Raw genomic sequence first — 25,037 nt, forward strand, 5'->3', positions numbered from 1 at the left:
GATTGAAACATCAAGCGTTGTAGGCGTTCTCGCCGTGACTGTTCACATCCAGACCTTCACGCTCCTGCTCTTCCGGTACGCGCAGACCCACTGTCATATCCGCCAGCTTATAGCCAATGAAGGCCACTACGCCGGACCAGACAATGGTGATCGCCACGCTTTCCAGCTGCACCAGCAGCTGATGCCCCATGGTCACGCCCTCGGCAAAGCCCACGCCGCCCAGAGAGCTGGCAGCGAAAACGCCGGTCAGGATGCAGCCAACAATACCGCACACGCCGTGCACGCCAAACACGTCGCACGGATCGTCCACACGCAGAAAACGCTTCAGCATAGTCACACCCCACAGGCCAGCCAGCCCCGCAACCACACCGATAATCAGCGCTCCGCCGACACCAATGTAACCACATGCCGGTGTTACGCCCACCAGACCCGCAATAGCACCGGAACAGGCGCCCAGCAGAGACGGTTTACCACGCAGCGCCCATTCACCGAAGATCCATCCGAGGATGGCAGCAGCAGTGGCGACCACGGTATTGACGAAGGCCAGTGCGGCAATCTCATTCGCCGTTCCCGCTGAACCGGCGTTGAAGCCAAACCAACCAATGTACAGAATAGCGGTACCAGTGAAGACCATCGGCAGGTTATGCGGTTTAAACGCTTCTTTGCCAAAGCCAACGCGTTTGCCAATCAGATACGCACCAACCAGACCGGCAATCGCTGCGTTGATGTGCACGACCGTCCCGCCGGCAAAATCCAGTGCGCCGTGAGAAGCCAGCAATCCGCCGCCCCAGACCATATGGGCAATGGGGATGTACGACAGCGTTAACCATACCACCACAAAAATCAGCACCGCAGAGAAGCGAATACGTTCAGCCAGCGCCCCGACAATCAGCCCAACGGTGATGCAGGCAAAAGATCCCTGAAAAGCAACGTGAATGTACTGGTAGAAACTCCCCGTGACCGCCGTCAGCGCGATGTTCTTCAGCAATACCCAGTTGAAGTTGCCGAAGAAATTATTCCCTTCGCCAAAGGCCAGTGAGTAGCCATAAACCACCCATAGAATACAAACCAGAGCGAATGTCACCGTAACCTGAGTCAGCATCGACAGCACGTTCTTACCGCGAATCAAACCGCCGTAGAACAGCGCAATGCCAGGGATAGTCATAAACAGCACCAGCGCGGTACAGATCATCATAAAAGCATTATCTGCTTTATCCGCAACCGCCGGTGCCGCCATCGCCAGTCCTGGCAACAGCGCCAGTGAGGCAATACCCGTTTTCATCGTTGCTATCTTCATTTTTTGGTTTCCTATCACTGTGTGCCAGAAGTTACAGTGCGGCTTCGTCGGCTTCGCCGGTACGAATACGAATCACACGTTGCAGCTCGGCGACGAAGATTTTGCCGTCGCCAATTTTTCCGGTGTATGCCGCCTTACTGATGACATCAATCACGCTATCCAGTTGGTCGTCGGCAATCGCCACATCAATCTTCACCTTTGGCAGAAAATTGACGCTATATTCAGCCCCACGGTACAGCTCAGCATGACCTTTCTGTCGGCCAAACCCCTTCACTTCGGTGACGGTCAGCCCCTGAATACCAATAGACGACAGTGCTTCACGGACGTCTTCCAGTTTGAACGGTTTGATTACCACGGTAACCAGCTTCATAGATCCCCTCCAGTCAGAATTCAGTAGTGGCTGCAGATACACGAGAGGAATATTGCAAGAGGTGTGCCAGGAATGAAAAACGCGGAATGATTCAGGTTTGCCGGGTACTGCCGGGAGAGAAAAAGAAAAAACGCACTATAACGGTGCATAGTGCGTTACATTTTTGCACCAGATTGTTGATTGCCGGATGGCGGCATAAACGCCTTACCCGGCCTGCGATACCGCGTGGCCGGATAAGCGCTACGCCGTCAGGCGATAACAGAATCCTCTTGCGTGCTGGCGGCTAACTCTTCCCCCGCCAGCTGCAACTGATACATCTGCCAGTAACGGCCTTGCGCCGCCAGTAATTGCTGGTGCGTACCACGCTCAACCGCCTGACCGCGATGCAGTACCAGAATGGTATCCGCATCGACAATCGTCGATAACCGATGCGCAATCACCACCAGCGTAGTGTGTTCACGGACCGCCGCCAGCGCATGCTGAATAGCCTGTTCAGTACCGGAATCAATACTGGCCGTGGCTTCATCGAGGATCAGCACCTGCGGCGTTTCAACCAATACCCGCGCCAGCGCCAGCAGTTGTTTCTGCCCAACGGAGAGATTATTGCCCTGCTCACCCAGCCGGGTATGAATCCCCTCGCTCAAGCCCCGAGCCAGTTCAGCCAGTTGCACGGTCTCCAGCGCCTGCCAGACCCGCTCTTCTGAGATATCACGACCCAGCGTGACGTTTGCCAGGAAGGTATCCGCCATCACCACCGGATCCTGCTGCACCATCGCGACGCCCTGACGTAACGCACCGTGGCTCAGAGAAGACAACGGACGTCCGTCAAGGCGGATTTCCCCCTGCGTCAGCGGGTAGTAACCCATCAGCAGGCTGGCCAACGTACTTTTGCCGCTACCTGTGTGTCCGACCAAAGCCACAAAGCTGCGCGAAGGCACGGACAGACTGATGTTTTGCAGCACCAGATTGTCGTCGCGATAGGCAAATGAAACGTTATCCACCTCAATGTCTCCGCTTTTGAGCGGGCGATCGTCTTCACCATAGCGCTGACGAGGCCCGTCCATCAGTTCGAACACTCGCTCACCGGCGACAACCGCCTGCTGCAGCATTGATTGCTGAGTGGTCAGCTCGATCAGCGGTTCGTTCAAACGGCCGAGGTAGCTGATGAACGCGTACAGCACGCCAACCTCGATGGAGGTGCCAGAGGTAAAACTGAACAGCATCAGCAAACCGCAGAGGATTAGCGCCGAGAAAAGGCTTAGCAGCGGACGCAGCAAAAAGCCATCCAGTCGCAGGGTCTGCATTCGCGCCATATAGTGCGAGCGGCTGGCCTCCCCCATTCTCTCGCCAAACCTTGCCTGCTGGCGGAACTGCTGGATAACGCTCATGCCGTTGATGACTTCGTTAAAGCCATCGTTAATATCCGCCAGATAAGCGCGCACCCGACGCACAATCGGGGTGCTGTAGCGTTGGTAAATCACCATCACCACCAACACGGCCGGGAAAATAGCCATTGCCACCAGCGCCATGCGCCATTCCAGGCTGAACATTGCCACCAGCATCGCGCCGATTAAGGCCGCACTGCGCAGGACCGTTGCGACCACCGTCACGTACAGGTCGCGAATCACTTCGGTGTCATTGGTCACGCGTGAGATAAGCTGCCCGACGGGCTGAGTATCAAAGGCGCTGAGCGGCTGGCGCAGCGCAGCATCCATTACGTCGGTACGTAACTGTTGTACTACACCAACCGCCGCTTGGTTAAACAACAACGACTGCGCGTAATGCAGCCCTGCCGCCAGCAGTTGCAGACCGACATAGGCGGCAACCAGCCCGGCAACCATCGCCAACGGCAGATTGTTCTTCGCCACCATGTTATCGATAAAATAGCTAATCAGCAGCGGACCGCTGACTTCCGCCGCAGCCGCCACCCACAGCATAACTACCGCCATCGCCAGCTGTTTTCGCCATGGTGAACCATACGCCAGTAATCTTTTCAGAGTTGGCCATAATTGCCCGAAACTACGCATTAGCCGCCTCCTCGTTTATCTCTGGCGCATCAGACAGCGCCGCTTCCAGCTGCTGATAGCGGTACATATCGCGATACCAGCCGGGCTGTTGCACTAAAGATTCATGCTCACCGCGCTGGGCAATATGCCCATGCTGCATCACGATAATCTCGCTGGCTTCCGTCAGGGCCGATAAACGGTGAGCGCTAATAATCACGGTTCGGCCTTCGCCCCACTGGCGCAGGTTATGCAGGATCTGATGTTCAGTACGACCATCCACCGCCGACAGCGCATCATCCAGAATCAGAATTTCAGCGTTCAGCAGTAGCGCTCGAGCGATAGAAATACGCTGTTTTTGCCCGCCAGACAGCATCACACCACGTTCGCCCACTTCGGTGTCATAGCCCTGCGGAAGACGTAAAATATCCTCATGAACGCTGGCAAGGCGCGCCACATGCTCGATCTCTTCCTGCGTGGCCTGCGGACGCCCTAAGGCGATGTTATTACCGACGGTATCTGAAAAAAGGAATGGCGTCTGGCTGACAACCGCCAGCCGGCTGCGCCAGCTATCCAGCTGTAAGCGCGTTAATGGGATATCATGAAAGCGCACATCGCCCTGGGTGATATCAAAATGACGCTGGATCAGCGACAGCACCGTACTTTTCCCCGCGCCGGTTGGGCCACAGATGCCCAGCATCTGCCCTGGTTTAAGCCGAAAATTCACATTTTCCAGCGCCGGGTGGGTGGTTTGTGGGTAGCAAAATTCGCGAATCGCCACAGCCAGCTCGCCGCGTCCTTCCGGCACCGGTTCAGTACCGTCATCCACTACCGGCGCTTCGGCCAGCATGGCGCGAATTCGGCTATACGCGGCGCTGCCGCGCTCGACGATATTAAACATCCAGGCCAGCGCCAGCATCGGCCAAATCATCAGACCGAGATACATCATAAAGCTGGTGAGCTGGCCGAGCGTCAGCGAGCCGTGAACCACCATCCAGCTTCCCCCGGCAATCGCCAGCAGGTTAGCCATACCAATGGCGATATAAATCGTGGGATCAAAGCGGGCATCAATGCGCGCCACGCGCAGGTTTTTCTTACCGGTATCTTCAGCATCAGCGGCAAATAATGCCGACTGCCGATCCTCCAGACCAAAAGCCTTGATCATACGAATACTGGTCAGGCTTTCCTGAGTACGGTCGTTGAGACTGGAAAACGCCGCCTGCGCCAGCTTAAAACGGTTATGGAGTCGATCACCGTAACGTTTGATCATTATCGCCATCACCGGCATCGGCAGCAGCGCAATCAACGTCAGTTGCCAGCTTATCTGCGTTGACATCACGATCAGCACTGCACATCCCATGACCAGCGAATCCACCAGCGTCAGCACGCCTTCTCCGGCAGCAAATACGACGCGATCGACATCGTTGGTTGCCCGCGCCATCAGATCGCCCGTACGGTGACGCAGATAAAATTCTGGATGCTGGCGACTCAACTGACGGTAATAATCTTCCCGCAGCTCAACCGCCAGCTGGTAGGATGCGCCAAACAGCAGCACGCGCCAGACATAGCGCAGCAAATAAACCACCACGGCAATCAGGGCAATTGTCCCCACCCACATCAGCAGTCGCTCGGTGGTGAAGCGTTGAGTCGTCACGCCATCGACAATGATCCCGACCACTTTCGGCGGAATAAGCTGAAGGATAGCGATGATGATAAGCAGGGCCACTGCCCCGAGGTAGCGACGCCACTCCCGGCGGAAGTACCAGCTTAATTGAGCAAATAATCGCACGCGTTATGTCCTGACAAGATTTCCGGCAATAAGCGCCGGGAGAATTATTCAATAGGTAGAGCAGTTGTGTATTTGATCTGTTCCATCGCAAAGCTGGAGGTGACGTCAGACAGGCCCGGTACGCTGTTCACCAGGCGCTTATAGAATTCATCATAGCTTTTCATATCAGCGACCTGCACTCGCATCAGGTAGTCATACTCCCCTGCCATACGCCAGAACCCGAGAACCTCGGGCATTCCTGTCACTTCAGTGACAAAGCGGCAATACCATTCGCTGCTGTGATGCTGAGTTTTGATCAGCACAAACGCGGTAAGTCCCAGCCCCAGTTTTTCTGGATCCAGCAGAGCAACTCTGCCCAGCAGGATACCGTCATCCTCAAGTCGTTTGAGACGTTTCCAGCAGGGGGTGGTAGTCAGATTAACGGCATCTGCTAACGCCTGCAAAGAAAGGGTGCAGTCCTGTTGCAGCAAGCCGAGTAGCTTGCGGTCAATTTTGTCTAACATAACCACTCCACAGAGAAGAATTTTCTCCTTACATTCTATTTTAAAGGCTAAATGGCAACAATTTTTTCCGTGCTTTTCGCTATTCTGGGCACAAAATGACAAACGGATATCTATTAATGATGAATAGCTCCTGGGTTAAAAACGCCATCAATGAAATCAACGCAGATTATCAGCGTTCTGCGGATACGCATCTCATTCGTCTGTCGCTACCGGCGTTCCCGGGCATTCAGATTTATTTAAAAGATGAGAGCACGCATCCGACCGGGAGCCTGAAGCATCGTCTGGCGCGCTCACTGTTTCTGTACGGATTGTGCAATGGATGGATCAAAGAAGGCACCACCATCATTGAATCATCGTCCGGTTCAACGGCGGTCTCTGAGGCTTATTTCGCTCGACTGTTAGGGCTGCCGTTTATTGCCGTCATGCCTTCCTGTACGGCGAAACGTAAAATTGAACAGATCGAATTTTACGGTGGTCGCTGTCATTTCGTGGAAAGCGCCTGCGAAATCTATGCAGCCTCTGAGCAGTTGGCGCGTGAGCTGAACGGTCATTACATGGACCAGTTTACTTACGCTGAGCGCGCCACCGACTGGCGCGGCAATAATAATATCGCCGACAGCATCTTTCGTCAGATGCAGTGCGAGCCCAACCCCGTTCCCCGCCATATCGTGATGAGCGCCGGAACCGGCGGCACCTCCGCAACCATTGGCCGCTATATCCGCTGCCAGGGCTACGACACTGAACTGATGGTAGTGGACCCGGAAAACTCGGTCTTTCTGCCCTTCTGGCAGGATCGCGATGCCACGTTACGCAGTCCGGTAGGAAGTAAAATTGAAGGCATTGGCCGCCCACGTGTCGAACCGTCTTTCATTCCTGACGTGGTCGATGAAATGCTGCGCGTGCCGGATGCTGCAAGCGTGGCCACCGCACACTGGCTGGAAACGCAGTTGGGCCGCAAAGTCGGCGCCTCTACCGGTACCAACATGTGGGGGACGCTGCAGCTTGCCACCCGTATGCGCGATGCAGGCGTTACCGGTTCGCTGGTGACACTGCTGTGTGACAGCGGCGAACGCTATCTGGAAACCTACTACAACCCACAGTGGGTCGACGCGCACATCGGTGATTTAACGCCGTGGAAAGCGGAGCTCGCCCGACTACTGAACACCCATTAATGGGATAAAAAAAAGCCAGACGCGAAGTCTGGCTTGCTGGAAGGGATCTCTCATTCGGGGGAATAAGGTAGATGTGGATTGTCCAGCCAATGCGTCAAAAAGTGTGACACTGCCTGATTACGGCAATGCCCAATCACCGGTAAATGAGGCAGTTCAGCAATCAGTTGTGGCATCGCGTTGCCCATAATCAGGCCGCGCCCAACGCTGCCTAACATTTCGCGATCGTTCATGGCATCGCCAAACGCCATACACTCGGCCATTGAATACCCTAAGTGGTCGCTCAATACCGCCAACGCAGATCCTTTGTTACAACCCAGCGGCAGCACCTCAAGGCAATCAAACGCGGAAAAACAGAGATTCGCCTGTTCACCCAGCGCTTCATTCAGTTGAATGCGCAATTGGATCAGAGAGTCATGATCGCCGCAGAAACAGACTTTCGTGACCTGATGCGCCGGAATACGTTTCACATCGACGATCTGGTAGCTAAATCCGCTATACACATGCGCCTGCAGCAGCGAGGGGATCTCTTGTCCGGTGAACCAACCATTGTCATTAAAGACATGCATGCTGGCCGTAGTATCCCACTTCTGATGTAACACAATATCCGCGACATTCGGATCCAGATCCTGACGGTGTAACACATCACCCTCAAGAGAGTGAATGCGCGTGCCATTCCCCGTAATCAAAAAGGCGTCCAGTGAGATAGAGCCTAAAATATGGCGCATCTCAAGCACATGGCGGCCGGTAGCAAATGTCAGAGTAATATCGCGTTCACGCAGGCGCGACAGCGTTGAAAGCGTTTCGTCACCTAAATGGTGATTCGGCATCAAAAGGGTGCCATCCATATCAAATGCAGCCAGACGAGCCATTTCTTTCTCCACACTGTGACGCGGTTAACTTGTGCTCCAGTATCACCTGAGATATACGGAAGTAATAGTGAATAGATGAAATGAATTGTTCCGGGTTTATATGCGATTATTGAATCGACTGAATCAGTACCAACGCCTGTGGCAACCGTCGAACGGCGAACCGCAGTCGGCGACTGTCGGGGAACTGGCCGAACGCTGTTTTTGTAGCGAACGCCATGTGCGTACCCTGCTAAAGCAAGCGCAGGATGCGGGCTGGCTGGAGTGGCACGCCCAGTCGGGGCGCGGGAAACGCGGACAGCTGCGCTTTTTAGTCACCCCAGATTCACTGCGCAACAACATGATGGAACAGGCGCTGCAAAAGGGAGAACAGCTCAGCGTGCTGGAACTGGCCCAGTTGGCGCCGGGCGAATTAAGAACGCTGCTACAGCCGTTTATGGGCGGCCAGTGGCAAAACGACACGCCAACACTGCGTATCCCCTATTACCGTCCACTCGACCCTTTGCACCCTGGATTTCTCCCCGGTCGCGCAGAGCAACACCTCGCCGGACAAATATTTTCTGGCCTGACCCGGTTCGACAGTAAGACGCAACGCCCCTGTGGAGATTTAGCCCATCACTGGAATATCTCCGCCGATGGCCTGCGCTGGGATTTCTATATTCGTTCCACCCTGCACTGGCATAACGGCGATACAGTCAGCAGCACACAGCTACATCAGCAGTTGCTGAAGCTGTTAGAACTCCCCGCGCTGAATAAGCTGTTTATCAGCGTAAAGCGCATTGAGGTAACGCATCCCCAGTGTCTGACCTTTATTCTGCATCGTCCCGACTTCTGGCTGGCGCACCGCCTGGCAAGCTACAGCAGTCACCTGGCGCATCCTGAGCACCCGTTTGTGGGTACCGGCCCGTTCCGGTTGACGCTGTATACTCCGGAGCTGGTGCGTATCGAGAGTCACGATCACTACCATCTGAGTCATCCGCTACTGAAAGCCATTGAATACTGGATAACCCCGCAACTCTTCTCCCAGGATTTGGGCACCAGCTGTCGCCATCCGGTGCAAATTGCGATTGGTAAACCCGAAGAGTTGCCTATGCTAAGCCAGGTAAGCAGTGGGATCAGCCTCGGTTTTTGCTATCTCACGCTCAGAAAAAGCGCGCGCCTGAATACGCAGCAGGCCCGTCGACTGATCAACATCATCCACCGTTCTTCCCTGCTACAAACGCTTGAAGTGGATGAAAATCTGATCACGCCAAGCAATGCACTGCTGCCCGGATGGACTATCCCGCAATGGGATGAACTCGACGAGGTAGCGCTGCCGGAAAAGCTGACGCTGGCTTATCACCTGCCGGTAGAACTTCACGCTATGGCTGAACAGCTTCGCCAGGCGCTGGCGCTACTCGGCTGTGAATTAACGCTTATTTTTCATAATACTAAAAACTGGGATGGCGATCATCCCTTAGCCCAGGCCGACCTGATGATGGGCGACAGGCTGATTGGCGAGGCACCTGAATATACTCTCGAACAGTGGTTGCGCTGCGATCAGCTGTGGTCACATGTATTGAACGCGCCAGCATATACACATTTGCAAACGACCCTGGATGCCCTGCAAATCCAGGCTGATGAGGACGATCGCCACGCGGCTTTACAACAAGTTTTCGCCACGCTAATGCATGACGCCACCCTGACGCCGCTGTTCAATTATCACTATCGCATCAGCGCGCCACCGGGGGTGAACGGCGTACGCCTGAATCCTCGCGGCTGGTTCGAGTTCACAGAAGCCTGGCTGCCGCCGCCTTCAGCGTGAAGAAGCTGGTCGTCGCTACGTCCAGGCGCTACCATAAGCGCTTTCGTTTATTGTCAGGAAAAGCCATGAAACGTGCCGTTGTTGTATTCAGTGGGGGCCAGGACTCCACGACCTGTCTGGCGCAAGCGCTGCATCAGTATGATGAAGTGCACTGCGTGACCTTTGATTATGGTCAGCGCCACCGCGCTGAGATTGATGTCGCACGGGACCTGGCCTTAAAACTTGGCGCACGTGCGCATAAAGTGCTTGATGTCACGCTGCTCAGCGAACTGGCTGTCAGCAGCCTGACCCGCGATAACATTCCGGTACCTGATTACGAACCGGATGCAAACGGTATTCCCAACACCTTTGTGCCCGGACGCAATATTCTGTTCTTAACGCTGGCAGCAATTTACGCGTACCAGGTGCAGGCAGAGGCGGTCATAACCGGCGTTTGTGAGACCGACTTCTCTGGATACCCGGACTGTCGCGATGAGTTCGTTAAAGCCCTGAACCATGCCGTGAGCCTGGGGATGGCAAAAGATATTCGCTTTGAAACCCCACTGATGTGGATTGATAAAGCCGAAACCTGGGCACTGGCCGATTACTGGGGCAAGCTGGACCTGGTACGCGAAGAAACGCTGACCTGCTATAACGGCATCAAAGGTGACGGTTGCGGTCACTGTGCGGCGTGTAATCTGCGTGCCAACGGCCTGAACCATTATCTGGCCGATAAACCGGCAGTGATGGCGGCAATGAAGCAGAAAACCGGGTTAAAGTGATTGTATTGCCGGATGGCGCTTTGCTTATCCGGCCTAAAAGCAGTTGCAGCAACTCATGTAGGCCGGATAAGACGCTTGAGCGTCGCCTTCCGGCAGTCGCAGCCACTACTGCACCATCTGCTCCAGTTTTTCGCGCAACTCCCCTTCCAGCGGCAGCGCTTTTTGCGTCTTCAAATCAATACAGACGAACGTAATCAACGCATCAGCCACCACCTGTCCTTCCGGCTCCAGGGTAATGGTCTGGTTTAACACGCCACTTTTGCCATTTAGCTGTTGGACCTGGCTGGTAATGGTCAGCAGGTCGCTCAGCACCGCAGGGCGGCGGTAGTTGATATTAATATTCACGACCACAAAAGCGATGTTGTGAGCGGTCATCCACTGAAAGCTGTCGCTGTTTTCCAGACCATCCCAGCGGGCTTCTTCCAGAAACTCCAGATAGCGGGCATTGTTAACGTGCTGATAGACATCGAGATGGAAACCACGAACTTTGATTTGTGTTTGCATAGCGCAGGAGCCTTACGTTGTTTTTATAGGAACAGATTTCAGAGTAAAGAGGTCATAACTGGTATGACCTCTACAGTCTGGCAAACTTTCAGCGCTCTGCAAGTTATTAGAGTGTTAAAACTGCCAGGTTACGCTCAACCAGTGAACTGCCCATGCCCGGCACCTGCTTTAAATCGTCCACCGTTTTAAACGGCCCGTACTCCTCACGATAGCTCACAATCGCCTGCGCTTTCTTTAGACCCACGCCATTCATGACCCGCGCTAAATCCTCCGCAGAAGCGCTGTTGATGCTTACCCTGGTGCCTTCATCGTCGCTTGTTTTAGCGGGCAGTGTGGCTTTGCTTTTTGCCGCCCCTGAGTTTTCCGCTTTGGTTTGAGTCGCCTGGCTTTTGGCGACAGGCTCAGCCGCCAATGCGGTTTGGGCCATACCAGCGCAGGTCAATGAGAGAGTGATAAGCAGAGCTTTGATTCCATGTTTCATACTGTTTTCTCCTTGTTTGTTAACAGTGGAATCACGATAGCGAGGTGCAGAACGGCAGACAAACGGCAAATATCAGAAATGGAAAAGGCCGCGAAAGCGGCCTTTGGTAGATACAACTTTTTGCAATTTTTTGCGAACTGCCCCGGTTATTGCTGCTGTTCCAGCGCATCACCGATTTTAATTTTTGCGGCTTTACGCAGGTTGCTCATCAGCGCTTCGAAGACAATCTGCGCGTTGTTCTGAGTGATCCCCTGAACCATCGCTTTCTTCTGCGCTTCAGGCATAGAACCGGCTTTCACCTCGTCCAACGCCAACAGAACAACGTTACCCTGCATATCGTTCGCTACGCCGTAGCTCGGTTTGTCTTTCGCCGGCAGGCTCAGACCAAAGGCGGCCTGGCTCAGCGGATCCTGACCCGTACGGCTCAGCGTTTTCGCCTCGCCAAAGCTCAGACCCGCCGCTTTCATCGCTTCATCGCCTTTACCGGCTTTCAGATCCGCCAGTAGTTTTTCGGCATCAAGCTTCGCCTGCTGCTCTGCTTTATTGTGCTTAACGAGCGCAGTTACCTGCTCTTTCACTTCAGCCAGTGGCTTCACGGCTTCGGCTTTGTGCTCTGCAATACGCAGCACGAACGCGCGATCGCCATCCACGGTGATGATATCGGAGTTACTGCCAGGCGTACCGTTCTCGCCAACCAGACCACCATTGAAAATGATGTCAGCGACTGGTTTGAAATTCAGTTCTTCCGGCAGGCTGTCACGGCTAAACCAGCCCGTTTCAACCGCTTTCATACCCGCAGCCTGCTCTGCGCCCGCCAGAGATTCGTTATCATTGCTGGCCGCGTCGCTGACTTTCTGCTGCAGTGCATAGTACGCATCCAGCGCTTTTTCCTGCTTCACTTTTGCCGCAATCTCGTCACGGGCTTCGCTCAGCGGTTTAACCTGCGCAGGCTGTACGTCGTCAAGACGCGCAACGAGGAAACCAACGGAAGACTTAATTACGCCAGACAGCTGGCCTTTTTCTTTCAGACCCGCATTTTTCAGTTCATCCGGGGTAGTGGAATCTTCCAGCCATCCCATATCGCCGCCTTTACGGGCAGAGATGATATCGGCAGATTTTTCTTTCGCCAGCGCAGCGAAGTCACCGCCTTTGTTCAGTTCGTCCAGTACCGCTTTGGCTTCATCTTCCGTTTTGGTCTGAATGATGCTGTAGCGGTTACGCTGCGGCTGAGTGAACTGATCCTGATGCTGGTCATAGTAAGACTGAATATCAGCATCGCTGGCTGTCTCCTGCATAGCAGCAGCATCCAGCTTGATGTAGCTCACGCGGAACTGTTCCGGCGTCATAAAGTTGTTTTTATTCTGCTCGTAGTAGCTGGCAACTTCCTGCTCGGTAACAGACTGCTTCGCGGCCAGTGCGTTAACGTCAATCGTCGCCTCACGCACGATACGCTGCTGTGCGACCAGTGCCGCCAGTTCGTCCGTTTCGCCTTTCAGCATGAAGTCCGTACCGGCAACGCCGTTAATCAGCTGCTGTGTCGTGAGCTGATTACGTAATGCCTGAGCGTACTGGTCTGCAGTCATTCCCATTTGATTGACAATCGCGTTGTAACGGTTGTTATCAAACTTGCCGTCCACCTGGAACGCAGGCGTGGCGAAAATTGCCTGTTTAACCTGATCATCGCTGATGTTGAGCTTAAGCTCGCGGGAATACTGATCCAGCAGCGCTTCGTCAACAAGACGATTCAGCACCTGCTGACGCAGCGTTTTCATATAACCTTCGTTCGCGGCCAGCTCAGAGTATTGATCGCCCAGCTGTTGCTGCATGCGGTTACGTTCGCTGTTGAACGCATTCTCGAACTGCCCGCGGCTGATCTCCTGGCCATTCACTTTGGCGGCGAAGTTATTGCCCCCGCCAATCAGGTAACCACTCACGCCGGTCAAAATGAACGACACGATAATGATACCGAAAATAATCTTGAGCACGAGACTGTTAGCAGCCGTGCGTAAGCTGTCCATCATGGTGTAACCACACTCCGCTGTAGATGACTATACGCGTTATCCTCTATGCTGCCCCCGCGTTGACGACAACAACGGCGACAAGGATTTTGAGTATATATGCTTCACGCAGCATAGCGTTTCCTGAACGCTGCGCACAAAGGTCTATTGTGACAAGAAACAGGGGCAATTGTCAGCCCACAACGCGTAGAAAGTACCGGAATTACAAATAAAAAAGGCACATCAGTCGATGCGCCCTTGTACTTCGTCACATCCCCAAAGGGGAAATCACTTAGTTTACCGCGTCTTTCAGTGCTTTACCTGCACGGAAGCCCGGTACTTTAGCCGCGGCGATGGTGATCTCTTTACCTGTTTGCGGGTTGCGACCAGTACGGGCAGCACGCTCTTTAACGGCAAAAGTACCAAAACCTACCAGCGCTACGTCATCACCTTCTTTCAGAGATTCGGTAACAGAAGCAATAATTGCATCTAACGCACGTCCAGCCGCAGCTTTAGAGATATCAGCCCCTGCAGCAATTTTGTCGATCAGTTGAGATTTATTCACTCTTCTCTTCCTCTTTATAATTTATATCGCACCTGAATCCTTCAAAGTGCGAACGCGCAGCAGTTATATCAGGCCTGCCATGCCCTTACAACACCCGTTAATGATGGCAAGCCCAATCCGTTATCTAAATTAGCTATACAAAAAAAGGCTGGCAAGCCCGAAATGGCCTGCCAGCCCTGTTTTTATTAGTGCTCTTTGCGCGAGGTCACTATTTTGCCGTCACAACCTGCATTCCAGAGGGTTCATTTTGCAACGCAAGAGTCAGAACTTCCTCAATACGTTTCACCGGGTGAATATTAAGATCGGCAATTACGTTGTCCGGAATCTCTTCCAGGTCACGTTTGTTCTCATCAGGAATTAAGACCGTCTTAATGCCGCCACGGTGTGCCGCCAGCAGTTTTTCTTTCAAACCGCCGATAGGCAGAACCTGACCACGCAGAGTGATCTCACCCGTCATCGCCACGTCGGCGCGAACTGGGTTACCGGTAAGACAAGAAACCAGCGCAGTACACATAGCAATACCCGCACTTGGACCGTCTTTCGGCGTCGCCCCTTCAGGTACGTGAACGTGGATGTCGCGTTTTTCGTAAAAGTCCGGGTTAATACCCAGTTTTTCCGCACGCGCACGCACCACGGTCAGTGCAGCCTGAATCGACTCCTGCATGACTTCACCCAGAGAACCGGTGTAGGTCAACTTACCTTTACCCGGTACGCAGGCGGTTTCGATGGTCAGCAGATCGCCGCCCACTTCCGTCCACGCCAGACCGGTCACCTGACCAACGCGGTTTTCGTTGTCCGCGCGGCCATAGTCAAAGCGCTGTACGCCCAGATAGTCGTGCAGGTTGTCGCCATTGATCTCAATATGTTTCAGCGATTTATCCAGCAGCAGCTGTTTCACCGCTTTACGGCACAGTTTAGAGATTTCACGTTCCAGACTACGCACGCCTGCTTCACGGGTGTAGTAACGAATAATGCCCACAATGGCGCTATCGTCGACCGTCAGCTCACCTTTTTTCAGCGCATTACGCTCAATCTGTTTCGGCAACAGGTGACGTTTGGCAATGTTCAGCTTTTCGTCTTCGGTATAACCGGACAGACGGATCACTTCCATACGATCCAGCAACGGTGCCGGAATATTCATGGAGTTCGAGGTCGCAACAAACATCACGTCACTGAGATCGTAGTCCACTTCCAGGTAGTGATCGCTGAACGCCACGTTCTGCTCAGGATCCAGCACTTCAAGCAGTGCGGAAGCCGGATCGCCACGCATGTCGGAAGACATTTTGTCGATCTCATCAAGCAGGAACAGCGGGTTTTTAACGCCCACTTTAGCCATTTTCTGGATCAGTTTACCCGGCATAGAACCGATATAGGTCCGGCGGTGACCGCGAATTTCGGCTTCATCACGTACGCCGCCCAGCGCCATACGGATGTATTTACGTCCAGTTGCCTTAGCGATGGACTGCCCCAGAGAGGTTTTACCTACCCCCGGCGGTCCAACCAGGCACAGGATCGGCCCCTTGATTTTATTTACACGGCTTTGAACCGCGAGATATTCAAGGATACGGTCTTTAACGCGCTCCAGACCATAATGGTCGGTATCGAGGATTTCCTGCGCCTGACGCAGGTCTTTTTTGACCTTGCTACGCGCATTCCACGGCACCTGTACCATCCAGTCGATGTAGCCACGAACCACGGTCGCTTCCGCCGACATAGGAGACATCATTTTCAGCTTCTGCAGTTCTGCTTCCGCTTTCTCTTTTGCCTCTTTCGGCATTTTCGCCGCGTCGATTTTACGCTTCAGCGCTTCGTTTTCGTCCGGCGCATCGTCCATCTCGCCGAGTTCTTTCTGAATAGCTTTCATCTGCTCGTTCAGATAGTACTCGCGCTGGGATTTTTCCATCTGCTTTTTCACGCGGTTGCGAATGCGTTTCTCAACCTGCAGCAGATCGATTTCAGACTCCATCATCGCCATCAGATATTCCAGACGTTCGTTAACGTCGGACATCTCCAGCACGGACTGCTTGTCAGCCAGCTTCAGCGGCATGTGCGCAGCGATGGTGTCCGCCAGACGTGCAGGATCGTCAATGCTATTAAGCGACGTCAGCACTTCTGGTGGGATTTTCTTGTTCAGCTTGATATAGCCTTCGAACTGGCTGATAGCGGTACGCACCAGCACTTCCTGTTCGCGCTCATCAATAGCTGGCGAGTCAAGGTACTCTGCTTTCGCAGAGAAATGCTCGCCGTTGTCAGACAGCGCAGAAATACGCGCACGCTGTAACCCCTCGACCAGCACTTTTACGGTGCCGTCAGGCAGTTTCAGCATCTGCAAAATAGAGGCCACGGTCCCGACGGTGAAAAGATCGTTTACACCCGGCTCATCCGTTGACGCTTCTTTCTGTGCGACCAGCATGATTTTTTTATCATGGTCCATAGCCGCTTCCAGACAACGGATAGATTTTTCCCGCCCTACAAATAAGGGTATGACCATGTGCGGATAAACCACCACATCGCGCAACGGCAATACGGGGATTTCAATGCGTTCAGAACGCTCAGGATTCATAGAGCTCTCTCTTAGTTTAGTTTCCGCCAGGTAATCAGGTGGTACGACTGTGCTTCACACCACCTTTAACATGTATGTCAGTATATGGGGATGTTTCCCACACATTCAACGCCATGTTTACGGAAAAATAAAAGGGGAGATAAAATCCCCCCTTTTTAATTAAATGTCTGTATGAATTGATGAATTATTCGCCAGATGCCTGCTGCGCTTCCGGCTTACCGTAAATCAGCAATGGCTTGCTCTGACCGCCAATTACCGACTCATCGATCACCACTTTTTCGACGTCTTCCATAGAAGGCAGATCGTACATGGTGTCGAGCAGCGCGGCTTCGACGATAGAACGCAGACCACGAGCACCGGTTTTACGCGCCATCGCTTTCTTGGCGATCGCATCCAGCGCTTCCTCACGGAATTCCAGATCAACACCTTCAAGATTGAACAGCGCCTGGTACTGCTTAGTCAGGGCATTTTTCGGCTCTTTGAGGATCTGGATCAACGCTTCTTCACTCAGTTCGCTCAGCGTTGCCACAACCGGCAGACGACCGATGAACTCAGGGATCAGACCAAATTTGATCAGATCTTCCGGTTCAACCTGCGACAGCAGTTCACCTTCGCTGGCTTTATCAGACTGTGCTTTTACCGTTGCGCCAAAACCAATGCCGGAGCCGGTTTCAACACGGTTAGCAATCACTTTATCCAGACCAGCAAATGCACCGCCGCAGATAAACAGGATCTTGGAGGTATCAACCTGCAGGAATTCCTGCTGAGGATGTTTACGACCACCCTGCGGCGGAACGGCAGCAACCGTCCCTTCGATCAGTTTCAACAGCGCCTGCTGTACGCCTTCGCCGGAAACGTCACGGGTAATAGATGGGTTATCAGACTTACGAGAAATCTTGTCGATTTCATCGATATAGACGATCCCACGCTGTGCTTTCTGCACGTCGTAATCGCACTTCTGCAACAGTTTCTGAATAATATTTTCAACATCTTCACCCACATAACCGGCTTCGGTCAGCGTGGTGGCATCAGCCATGGTGAACGGAACGTCCAGCAGGCGCGCCAGCGTTTCAGCCAGCAGCGTTTTACCGGAACCCGTCGGGCCAATCAGCAGGATGTTACTTTTGCCCAACTCAACGCCATTGCTGGTGTCGCCGTTGCGCAGACGTTTATAATGGTTGTATACCGCGACCGCCAGCACTTTCTTCGCCTGCTCCTGACCGATAACGTAATCGTCCAGGTGGTTGCGAATTTCATGTGGCGTCGGCAGCGCACTGCGTTCACGGTGCGGTGCTACTTCCTTAATCTCTTCGCGAATGATGTCGTTGCATAAATCAACACATTCGTCGCAGATATACACGGATGGACCGGCAATCAGCTTACGCACTTCATGCTGGCTTTTGCCGCAAAAAGAGCAGTACAACAATTTGCCCGAGCCATCTTTGCGTTTATCTGTCATGGGTCAAAACCTCTTCTTTGTTCTTTGTGCCGCACACGACGACGCAAATGCCATTCTCAGGCGCAAGACGCTAGTCAGCGTTGTGCCGCTCCAGGTAATTATAGCGGCACACCTGCGCACTGGGCATTAATTACGATGGGTCAAAATCGAGTCGACCAGACCGTACTCTACCGCTTCAGAAGCGGAGAGGAAGCGATCGCGCTCGGTATCACGTTCAATCTGCTCAAGAGATTGACCCGTATGATGCGCCATAAGTTCGTTCATGCGCCCTTTTACCTTCAGGATTTCACGGGCATGAATTTCAATATCCGTTGCCTGGCCCTGGTAACCGCCCAGAGGCTGGTGGATCATGACGCGAGAGTTAGGCAGGCAAAAACGTTTGCCTTTCGCCCCGGCAGTCAGCAGGAACGCACCCATTGAGGCCGCCTGGCCCATACAAATGGTGCTGACATCCGGCTTAATAAACTGCATGGTGTCATAGATAGACATCCCGGCAGTGATCACTCCACCAGGGGAGTTGATGTACAGGTAGATATCTTTTTCTGGGTTTTCTGCTTCCAGGAACAGCATCTGCGCCACGATCAGGTTAGCCATATGGTCTTCGACCTGGCCGGTCAGAAAAATGACGCGTTCCTTAAGTAGACGAGAATAGATATCAAAAGAGCGCTCACCACGTGAGGTCTGTTCAATGACCATCGGCACCAGCGCCATATGGGGTGCAAAGTTATCTCGTTCGCCGCTGTATGACATTTCCGTCTCCTGGATAAAATTTGAAAAAACCTGCTGTGCTGATTGTAACCTTATGGACGGATTATCAGCTAGTCCCTCAGTAATGGGTACGACATCGCCATAATTCAAGCATAACAATCTTTTGTTGTAACGCTAACACTGAAACGCTGTTTTCGCACTCTTCCCATGCAAAATGCGTGACAAAAAAAAACCCGCCACCAAAAGGTGACGGGCTTGCGTACGAAATTCGAGCTAAAAAAGCGACGAATTACGCCTGCTGGTTCATCAGTTCGTTGAAGGAAGTGGCTTTTTCAGTCACTTTCGCTTTCGCCAGAACGGCTTCAACAGCCTGCTCTTCCAGAGCGACGTTACGCATGTTGTCCATCAGCTCTTTGTTTTTGCTGTAGAACTCAACAACTTCTTTCGGATCTTCGTAAGCAGAAGCCATCTCTTCGATCAGGCCTTTAACGCGATCTTCGTCAGCTTTCAGTTCGTTGGTGCGAATCACTTCGCCCAGCAGCAAACCAACAACTACGCGACGCTTAGCCTGTTCTTCGAACAGTTCACGCGGCAGTTCCAGAGCTTGTTTCTCGTTGCCACCGAAACGCTGTGCAGCCTGACGACGCAGAACGTCGATTTCGCTGTCGATCAGAGCCGCCGGAACGTCGATGTCGTTAGCTTTTACCAGACCTTCGATCGCCTGAGACTTAACACGGTTACGCACAGCGCCTTTCAGCTCGCGTTCCATGTTTTTACGGACTTCAGCGCGCAGACCTGCTACGGAACCATCTTCAACGCCGAAACGTTTGATGAATTCTTCAGTCAGTTCCGGCAGTTCGCGTTCTTCAACTTTCTTCAGGTTGATAACGAACTTCGCAGCTTTACCTTTCAGGTTTTCAGCGTGGTACTCTTCCGGGAAGGTCACGTCGATAGTGAACTCTTCGCCAGCTTTGTGGCCTTTAACGCCTTCTTCAAAGCCTGGGATCATACGACCCTGGCCCATCGCCAGTACGAAGTCAGACGCTTTGCCGCCTTCGAACTCTTCGCCGTCTACAGAACCGGTGAAGTCGATGGTTACACGGTCTTCTGCATCAGCAGCGCCGTCTTTGTCTTTCCAGGTAGCCTGCTGCTTGCGCAGGGTATCCAGCATCACGTCAACGTCAGCGTCGGTAACTTCAACAACCGGTTTTTCAACTTCGATTGCTTCCAGGCCAGTCAGCTCAACTTCCGGGTAAACTTCAAACTCTACCGCGTAAGTAAAATCTTCACCCAGTTTGTATTCGCCCGGAACGTAGTTCGGTGCGCCAGCCGGATTGATTTTTTCTTTGATGATCGCGTCAACGAAGTTGCGGCTCATCAGGTCGCCCAGAACGTCCTGGCGAACAGACGCGCCATAACGCTGAGCAACAACATTCATCGGTACTTTTCCTTTGCGGAAACCGTCAATACGCACTTTCTTCGCTACGTTGACCAGCTCGCTTTTCACAGCGGTCTCGATGCTGTCAGCAGCGATAGTAATCGTTACACGGCGGCCAAGGCCTTGAGTGGTTTCAACTGAAACTTGCATCTTGTTACCTCAAAAAATCACAGTGCTCGGTCAACTCTTCTCCGCAAGCACAGGTTGTTGGCTTCGCGGAACTGGGATGTTCTCATAAGCAATCACATTCCCTGTCGTCAGAATCATCCCGAAGACATTCCGAAAAATAAGACGCGCATTATAGCGGCATCACTTTTATGAGTCGAGAACGGTTATCGCGCGTTGCTGCGGCTTTTTTCACAATTCCCGGCTAATTTTTGTCTGAATACTGTACGACTGCCCCAGAATTCAGACAAAACAAAACGGCCCGCAGGCCGTTTTCACATAATCTGTAGCAACATACTGGAAAAGCGTCGGTTGTTGCAAATCCGTTTTACGCGATGCTTCCCGCCCCGCGACACGGAGGCGATGCAAAAATCGTATCCTGCAACGCTTCCCACTCCTTAATAGTGTAGGTATGCAGGGCAAGCGCATGAACGGTTGTGGAAAGCTCCGCCGTTAACGTGCTGTAAATCATCCGATGACGATTAAGAAAACGTTCACCTGTAAAGCGATCGCTAACCAGTACAACCTTAAAGTGGCTTTCAGAACCAGCCGGGACATTGTGACGATAGCTTTCATCCACAACTTCGAGGAACACGGGTTCGAACGCTGCCCTTAATTTTTCTTCTATTTGCTCACGAATCATCATGAAATTTTTCCTCCGACAACGCTGAGATGTCACCCATCCCTTTAAATACTAGCCGCTTTTACCGTTTTCATTACACCTTAGCAACAAAAAATTAGCGCTTGTCTGATTTTCTCATTCAAACGGATGAAGTTCACTGATTCCTCACTTCAATTTATTGCAAAAAGTCCGTTTATAGTCTCCACAAAGTCATAAAACGGACAACACAATGAATTTACATGCGTTACCCACTTCCCCTCATCGTTGGCGATGTTATGATGGCGGGAATTTTCTCTAACCATACAATTTAGATTCGCTGAGAGCCCTGGCATGTTTAAAAAAATCCTCGTCCCGTTTGTCGCACTGTTTATGTTAGCTGGATGCGCAACACCGCCGACTACTATTGAAGTCTCCCCGAAAATTACCCTGCCGCAGCAGGACCCGAGCCTGATGGGCGTGACCGTTAGCATCAACGGTGCCGACCAGCGTCAGGATCAAGCACTGGCAAAAGTCACCCGTGACAACCAGCTGGTGACCCTGACCGCGTCCCGCGATCTGCGTTTCCTGCTGCAAGAAGTTCTGGAAAAACAGATGACCGCACGCGGTTATATGATTGGACCGAACGGTGCAGTCAACCTGCAAATCATTGTTAGCCAACTGTATGCTGACGTGTCTCAGGGTAGCGTACGCTATAACATCGCCACCAAAGCAGACATCGCTATCATCGCGACCGCCGCTAACGGCAACAAGATGACCAAAAACTACCGCGCAAGCTATTCTGTTGAAGGTGCCCTGCAGGCCTCTAACAAAAATATCGCTAATGCCGTTAACAGCGTACTGACCGATACCATCGCTGATATGTCTCAGGACACCAGCGTTCACGATTTCATCAAGCAGAACGCTCGTTAATTTCTGCCCATATGGCCCGGCGTTCGTCGGGCCTATAGAAGCCCATGTCCAGTCATTACTTACGTATTTTTCAGCAGCCACGCTCAGCTATCCTGCTCATTCTGGGGTTCGCCTCCGGTTTACCGCTCGCACTCACCTCCGGTACGCTTCAGGCATGGATGACGGTCGAGAATATCGATCTTAAAACCATCGGTTTCTTTTCCCTGGTCGGTCAGGCCTACGTATTTAAGTTTCTCTGGTCCCCGTTGATGGACCGTTACACGCCACCGTTTTTAGGTCGACGTCGCGGCTGGCTGCTGGCGACCCAGGTGCTGTTGTTAATTTCTATCGCCGCGATGGGCTTTCTGGAGCCTGGCACACAGTTACGCTGGATGGCTGCACTCGCAGTAGTGATCGCATTTTGCTCTGCATCGCAGGATATCGTCTTTGATGCCTGGAAAACCGACGTATTGCCCGCTGAAGACCGCGGCACCGGCGCGGCGATCAGCGTGCTGGGCTATCGATTAGGGATGCTGGTTTCAGGCGGACTGGCCCTGTGGATGGCCGATCGCTGGCTGGGCTGGCAAGGGATGTACTGGCTGATGGCTGCGCTGTTGATTCCTTGTATCATCGCCACCCTGTTAGCACCCGAACCGACTGACACCATTCCGGTGCCTAAAACGCTGGAACAGGCGGTTGCGGCTCCGCTGCGCGACTTCTTTGGTCGTAACAACGCCTGGCTGATCTTACTGCTTATTGTGCTGTATAAGCTCGGGGATGCCTTCGCCATGAGCCTGACCACCACCTTTTTAATCCGTGGCGTTGGGTTTGATGCCGGTGAAGTTGGCGTGGTGAATAAAACACTGGGGCTACTGGCTACCATTGTTGGCGCGCTGTACGGCGGGATCCTGATGCAGCGCCTTTCGCTGTTCCGCGCATTGCTTATTTTCGGCATCCTGCAAGGGGCGTCAAATGCGGGCTACTGGCTACTGTCCATCACGGACAAACACATGTTCAGCATGGCGGCCGCCGTCTTCTTTGAAAACCTGTGCGGTGGAATGGGCACGGCAGCATTTGTCGCCTTATTAATGACGCTGTGCAATAAGTCCTTCTCAGCGACCCAGTTCGCCCTCCTCTCCGCGCTTTCTGCCGTTGGCCGCGTTTACGTTGGCCCGGTAGCGGGTTGGTTTGTCGAAGCACACGGCTGGCCGACGTTTTATCTGTTCTCGGTGTTTGCCGCGATTCCCGGTCTGATACTGCTGCTGGTATGCCGCCAGACTCTGGAACATAGCTGGCAAAATGAGAGCTTTATTCCACGCACGGAATTTCGTGGGGCGTACAGTCTGGCATTAATGACGCTGGTTGCGGGCTGCTGCCTGCTGCTGGTTTGGCTGCTGCTGTTAACCATGAACGCGCTGGATTACACCAACTTCTCCTTCCTGCCAGAACTGCTTGAAGTCTCGGTGGTGGTCGCAGTCTGCGGGGTCGTTTTTGGTGGATTGCTGGATTATCTGGCACTGCGTAAAACCCGTCTGGCGTGATGTTGCGTATTTATGCTCTAAATAATTCGAGTTACGGGAAGGCGGCGACGCAGCAAATCCCCAGGAGCTTACATAAGTAAGTGACTGGGGTGAGCGAGGAAAGCCAACACACCCGTAGCTTGAAGTATGACGAGCATATTTGGTCGTTGTAATCACCCTGCGTAATTATAACGGCGAAATAAGCAACAACTGCTAAAAATAATATTTGTTATTTTGTGCGCCAAAGAATTTGGAAATTATTGACGCCTTTTATATATACTATTTTCCTTACTCGATTCAGCCACGATAGATTTATTTTTTGTTCTTCAATTGTCCTTTTATTGATAATCAATTGTTAAGCAATTGTTTTATTTTCGTATTGGTTATACCAATTGCCCTCAGTACGCCCTCCACCTGCCCGCTTTCGTTATAACGTGATGTTGCAACAGGTTCTTAAAGCCAAAGCGACATATATTGCAACATATGTGACATGCACGGCAGAACCCAGTAACACAGATCTAGAGATGTTTACAGTAATGTAACCTTCCCGTAAAATGCCCTCACACTTTAAACGCCACCCGGTCCCGTGGAATTGAGGTCGTTAAATGAGACTCAGGAAATACAATAAAAGTTTGGGATGGTTGTCATTAATTGCAGGCACTGCATTACTCAGTGGCTGTAATTCTGCGCTGCTTGACCCTAAAGGACAGATTGGACTGGAACAACGGTCATTGATACTGACGGCATTTGGCCTGATGTTGATTGTCGTTATTCCCGCCATCTTGATGGCTGTTGGTTTTGCCTGGAAGTATCGTGCAAGCAATAAAGATGCGAAGTACAGCCCGAACTGGTCACACTCCAATAAAGTGGAAGCTGTGGTCTGGACGGTGCCGATCTTAATCATCATTTTCCTTGCTGTGCTGACATGGAAAACCACTCACGCTCTTGAGCCAAGCAAACCGCTGGCGCATGACGAGAAGCCCATTACCATCGAAGTGGTTTCCATGGACTGGAAATGGTTCTTCATCTATCCGGAACAGGGTATCGCTACCGTGAATGAAATCGCCTTCCCGGCGAATACTCCGGTTGAATTCAAAGTGACTTCCAACTCCGTGATGAACTCCTTCTTTATCCCGCGTCTGGGTAGCCAGATTTATGCCATGGCCGGTATGCAGACTCGACTGCACCTGATCGCCAACGAAGTCGGTACTTATGATGGTATCTCCGCAAGTTATAGCGGACCAGGCTTCTCCGGTATGAAGTTCAAGGCTATCGCAACAAAGGACCGCGCCGAATTCGACCAATGGGTTGCTAAAGCTAAACAGTCCACGAACACCATGAGCGACATGGCTGCGTTCGAGAAAGTGGCTGCGCCAAGCGAATACAACCAGGTGGAATATTTCTCCAACGTGAAACCGGATTTGTTTAAAGACGTTATTAACAAATTTATGGCTCACGGTAAGAGCATGGACATGACCCAACCCGAAGGTGAGCACAGTGCACACGAAGGCATGGAAGGCATGGACATGAGCCACGCGGAATCCGCTCACTAAGGGGCCGAG

General features: G+C 52.6%; 21 protein-coding genes. 6 read left to right on the top strand and 15 right to left on the bottom strand.

The genetic code is table 11. From position 1 onward, the window contains the following. Positions 1 to 10 precede the first annotated feature (10 nt). From amtB to decR, 5 genes are all read right to left on the bottom strand, one after another. Complete coding sequence (amtB, locus tag BZK41_RS12770; protein ID WP_008783954.1) at positions 11 to 1,297, bottom strand: ammonium transporter AmtB; 1,287 nt, start codon at positions 1,295 to 1,297, stop codon at positions 11 to 13. A 31-nt stretch (positions 1,298 to 1,328) separates the two neighbouring features. Further along, on the bottom strand, positions 1,329 to 1,667 hold the full coding sequence (glnK, locus tag BZK41_RS12775; protein WP_079938368.1) for a P-II family nitrogen regulator: 339 nt from the start codon (positions 1,665 to 1,667) through the stop codon (positions 1,329 to 1,331). A 248-nt stretch (positions 1,668 to 1,915) separates the two neighbouring features. Continuing rightward, positions 1,916 to 3,694 (bottom strand): SmdB family multidrug efflux ABC transporter permease/ATP-binding protein, encoded by a 1,779-nt coding sequence (locus tag BZK41_RS12785; RefSeq protein ID WP_079938370.1) that lies wholly within the window; start codon positions 3,692 to 3,694, stop codon positions 1,916 to 1,918. Beyond that, positions 3,687 to 5,459 carry a SmdA family multidrug ABC transporter permease/ATP-binding protein gene (locus tag BZK41_RS12790; protein WP_079938371.1) on the bottom strand — a complete coding sequence of 591 codons (1,773 nt, stop codon included), beginning with the start codon at positions 5,457 to 5,459 and terminating at the stop codon, positions 3,687 to 3,689. Before BZK41_RS12790 ends, BZK41_RS12785 begins: the two co-directional genes overlap by 8 nt. 44 nt (positions 5,460 to 5,503) lie before the next feature. Then, positions 5,504 to 5,962: a DNA-binding transcriptional regulator DecR gene (gene decR / locus BZK41_RS12795; protein ID WP_003831023.1), complete on the bottom strand. Its 459-nt coding sequence runs from the start codon at positions 5,960 to 5,962 to the stop codon at positions 5,504 to 5,506. A 116-nt stretch (positions 5,963 to 6,078) separates the two neighbouring features. Here decR and BZK41_RS12800 point away from each other — a divergent pair, with 116 nt between their 5' ends. Next, positions 6,079 to 7,134, top strand: coding sequence for a PLP-dependent cysteine synthase family protein (locus tag BZK41_RS12800; RefSeq protein ID WP_139762606.1), 1,056 nt, complete (start codon positions 6,079 to 6,081; stop codon positions 7,132 to 7,134). Positions 7,135 to 7,184: 50 nt separating this feature from the next. Here the strand turns inward: BZK41_RS12800 and cof are convergent, their stop codons facing one another. Further along, on the bottom strand, positions 7,185 to 8,003 hold the full coding sequence (gene cof / locus BZK41_RS12805; RefSeq protein ID WP_079938372.1) for an HMP-PP phosphatase: 819 nt from the start codon (positions 8,001 to 8,003) through the stop codon (positions 7,185 to 7,187). A 100-nt stretch (positions 8,004 to 8,103) separates the two neighbouring features. On the opposite strand from cof, the gene BZK41_RS12810 reads away from it, so the two are divergent. Beyond that, complete coding sequence (locus tag BZK41_RS12810) at positions 8,104 to 9,804, top strand: SgrR family transcriptional regulator (protein ID WP_079938373.1); 1,701 nt, start codon at positions 8,104 to 8,106, stop codon at positions 9,802 to 9,804. A gap of 65 nt (positions 9,805 to 9,869) precedes the next feature. Then, a complete protein-coding gene (queC, locus tag BZK41_RS12815) occupies positions 9,870 to 10,565 on the top strand; it encodes a 7-cyano-7-deazaguanine synthase QueC (protein ID WP_003021638.1) in 696 nt (231 codons plus the stop codon). 105 nt (positions 10,566 to 10,670) lie between these two features. Here queC and fadM read toward each other — a convergent pair whose 3' ends face one another. From fadM to bolA, 9 genes are all read right to left on the bottom strand, one after another. Beyond that, positions 10,671 to 11,069 carry a long-chain acyl-CoA thioesterase FadM gene (gene fadM / locus BZK41_RS12820; protein ID WP_003021636.1) on the bottom strand — a complete coding sequence of 133 codons (399 nt, stop codon included), beginning with the start codon at positions 11,067 to 11,069 and terminating at the stop codon, positions 10,671 to 10,673. A gap of 106 nt (positions 11,070 to 11,175) precedes the next feature. Further along, positions 11,176 to 11,550 carry a helix-hairpin-helix domain-containing protein gene (locus BZK41_RS12825; protein ID WP_079938374.1) on the bottom strand — a complete coding sequence of 125 codons (375 nt, stop codon included), beginning with the start codon at positions 11,548 to 11,550 and terminating at the stop codon, positions 11,176 to 11,178. Between the two features lie 146 nt (positions 11,551 to 11,696). Further along, on the bottom strand, positions 11,697 to 13,571 hold the full coding sequence (ppiD, locus tag BZK41_RS12830) for a peptidylprolyl isomerase (RefSeq protein WP_079938375.1): 1,875 nt from the start codon (positions 13,569 to 13,571) through the stop codon (positions 11,697 to 11,699). Between the two features lie 268 nt (positions 13,572 to 13,839). Then, positions 13,840 to 14,130, bottom strand: a complete 291-nt coding sequence (gene hupB, locus BZK41_RS12835; protein WP_219352570.1) for a nucleoid-associated protein HU-beta — start codon at positions 14,128 to 14,130, stop codon at positions 13,840 to 13,842. Positions 14,131 to 14,320: 190 nt separating this feature from the next. Next, positions 14,321 to 16,675 (bottom strand): endopeptidase La, encoded by a 2,355-nt coding sequence (lon, locus tag BZK41_RS12840; protein WP_003831014.1) that lies wholly within the window; start codon positions 16,673 to 16,675, stop codon positions 14,321 to 14,323. Positions 16,676 to 16,859: 184 nt separating this feature from the next. Next, on the bottom strand, positions 16,860 to 18,134 hold the full coding sequence (clpX, locus tag BZK41_RS12845) for an ATP-dependent protease ATP-binding subunit ClpX (protein WP_003831013.1): 1,275 nt from the start codon (positions 18,132 to 18,134) through the stop codon (positions 16,860 to 16,862). A 126-nt stretch (positions 18,135 to 18,260) separates the two neighbouring features. Then, a complete protein-coding gene (gene clpP / locus BZK41_RS12850; protein WP_003021624.1) occupies positions 18,261 to 18,884 on the bottom strand; it encodes an ATP-dependent Clp endopeptidase proteolytic subunit ClpP in 624 nt (207 codons plus the stop codon). A gap of 247 nt (positions 18,885 to 19,131) precedes the next feature. Further along, positions 19,132 to 20,430 carry a trigger factor gene (tig, locus tag BZK41_RS12855; RefSeq protein WP_003021622.1) on the bottom strand — a complete coding sequence of 433 codons (1,299 nt, stop codon included), beginning with the start codon at positions 20,428 to 20,430 and terminating at the stop codon, positions 19,132 to 19,134. Between the two features lie 343 nt (positions 20,431 to 20,773). Beyond that, positions 20,774 to 21,091, bottom strand: coding sequence for a transcriptional regulator BolA (gene bolA / locus BZK41_RS12865; protein WP_003021619.1), 318 nt, complete (start codon positions 21,089 to 21,091; stop codon positions 20,774 to 20,776). A gap of 306 nt (positions 21,092 to 21,397) precedes the next feature. Between bolA and BZK41_RS12870 the strand changes: the two genes are divergently transcribed. The 3 genes from BZK41_RS12870 (at position 21,398) to cyoA (ending at position 25,028) form a co-directional block, all read left to right on the top strand. Continuing rightward, a complete protein-coding gene (locus BZK41_RS12870) occupies positions 21,398 to 21,976 on the top strand; it encodes a lipoprotein (protein WP_003831011.1) in 579 nt (192 codons plus the stop codon). 44 nt (positions 21,977 to 22,020) lie between these two features. Continuing rightward, on the top strand, positions 22,021 to 23,496 hold the full coding sequence (ampG, locus tag BZK41_RS12875) for a muropeptide MFS transporter AmpG (protein WP_063941308.1): 1,476 nt from the start codon (positions 22,021 to 22,023) through the stop codon (positions 23,494 to 23,496). A 584-nt stretch (positions 23,497 to 24,080) separates the two neighbouring features. Next, on the top strand, positions 24,081 to 25,028 hold the full coding sequence (gene cyoA, locus BZK41_RS12880; protein WP_032942534.1) for a cytochrome o ubiquinol oxidase subunit II: 948 nt from the start codon (positions 24,081 to 24,083) through the stop codon (positions 25,026 to 25,028). Positions 25,029 to 25,037 lie beyond the last annotated feature (9 nt).

Source organism: Citrobacter sp. A316, from assembly GCF_002042945.1.
Classification (GTDB): Bacteria; Pseudomonadota; Gammaproteobacteria; order Enterobacterales; family Enterobacteriaceae; genus Citrobacter; species Citrobacter portucalensis.

Excerpts from the sequence above, each read along its gene's own strand:
- amtB (WP_008783954.1), bottom strand. The coding sequence starts at position 1,297 with ATGAAGATAGCAACGATGAAAACGGGTATTGCCTCACTGGCGCTGTTG.
- glnK (WP_079938368.1), bottom strand. The coding sequence starts at position 1,667 with ATGAAGCTGGTTACCGTGGTAATCAAACCGTTCAAACTGGAAGACGTC.
- BZK41_RS12785 (WP_079938370.1), bottom strand. The coding sequence starts at position 3,694 with ATGCGTAGTTTCGGGCAATTATGGCCAACTCTGAAAAGATTACTGGCG.
- decR (WP_003831023.1), bottom strand. The coding sequence starts at position 5,962 with ATGTTAGACAAAATTGACCGCAAGCTACTCGGCTTGCTGCAACAGGAC.
- BZK41_RS12800 (WP_139762606.1), top strand. The coding sequence starts at position 6,079 with ATGATGAATAGCTCCTGGGTTAAAAACGCCATCAATGAAATCAACGCA.
- cof (WP_079938372.1), bottom strand. The coding sequence starts at position 8,003 with ATGGCTCGTCTGGCTGCATTTGATATGGATGGCACCCTTTTGATGCCG.
- BZK41_RS12810 (WP_079938373.1), top strand. The coding sequence starts at position 8,104 with ATGCGATTATTGAATCGACTGAATCAGTACCAACGCCTGTGGCAACCG.
- queC (WP_003021638.1), top strand. The coding sequence starts at position 9,870 with ATGAAACGTGCCGTTGTTGTATTCAGTGGGGGCCAGGACTCCACGACC.
- fadM (WP_003021636.1), bottom strand. The coding sequence starts at position 11,069 with ATGCAAACACAAATCAAAGTTCGTGGTTTCCATCTCGATGTCTATCAG.
- BZK41_RS12825 (WP_079938374.1), bottom strand. The coding sequence starts at position 11,550 with ATGAAACATGGAATCAAAGCTCTGCTTATCACTCTCTCATTGACCTGC.
- ppiD (WP_079938375.1), bottom strand. The coding sequence starts at position 13,571 with ATGATGGACAGCTTACGCACGGCTGCTAACAGTCTCGTGCTCAAGATT.
- lon (WP_003831014.1), bottom strand. The coding sequence starts at position 16,675 with ATGAATCCTGAGCGTTCTGAACGCATTGAAATCCCCGTATTGCCGTTG.
- clpX (WP_003831013.1), bottom strand. The coding sequence starts at position 18,134 with ATGACAGATAAACGCAAAGATGGCTCGGGCAAATTGTTGTACTGCTCT.
- clpP (WP_003021624.1), bottom strand. The coding sequence starts at position 18,884 with ATGTCATACAGCGGCGAACGAGATAACTTTGCACCCCATATGGCGCTG.
- tig (WP_003021622.1), bottom strand. The coding sequence starts at position 20,430 with ATGCAAGTTTCAGTTGAAACCACTCAAGGCCTTGGCCGCCGTGTAACG.
- bolA (WP_003021619.1), bottom strand. The coding sequence starts at position 21,091 with ATGATGATTCGTGAGCAAATAGAAGAAAAATTAAGGGCAGCGTTCGAA.
- BZK41_RS12870 (WP_003831011.1), top strand. The coding sequence starts at position 21,398 with ATGTTTAAAAAAATCCTCGTCCCGTTTGTCGCACTGTTTATGTTAGCT.
- ampG (WP_063941308.1), top strand. The coding sequence starts at position 22,021 with ATGTCCAGTCATTACTTACGTATTTTTCAGCAGCCACGCTCAGCTATC.
- cyoA (WP_032942534.1), top strand. The coding sequence starts at position 24,081 with ATGAGACTCAGGAAATACAATAAAAGTTTGGGATGGTTGTCATTAATT.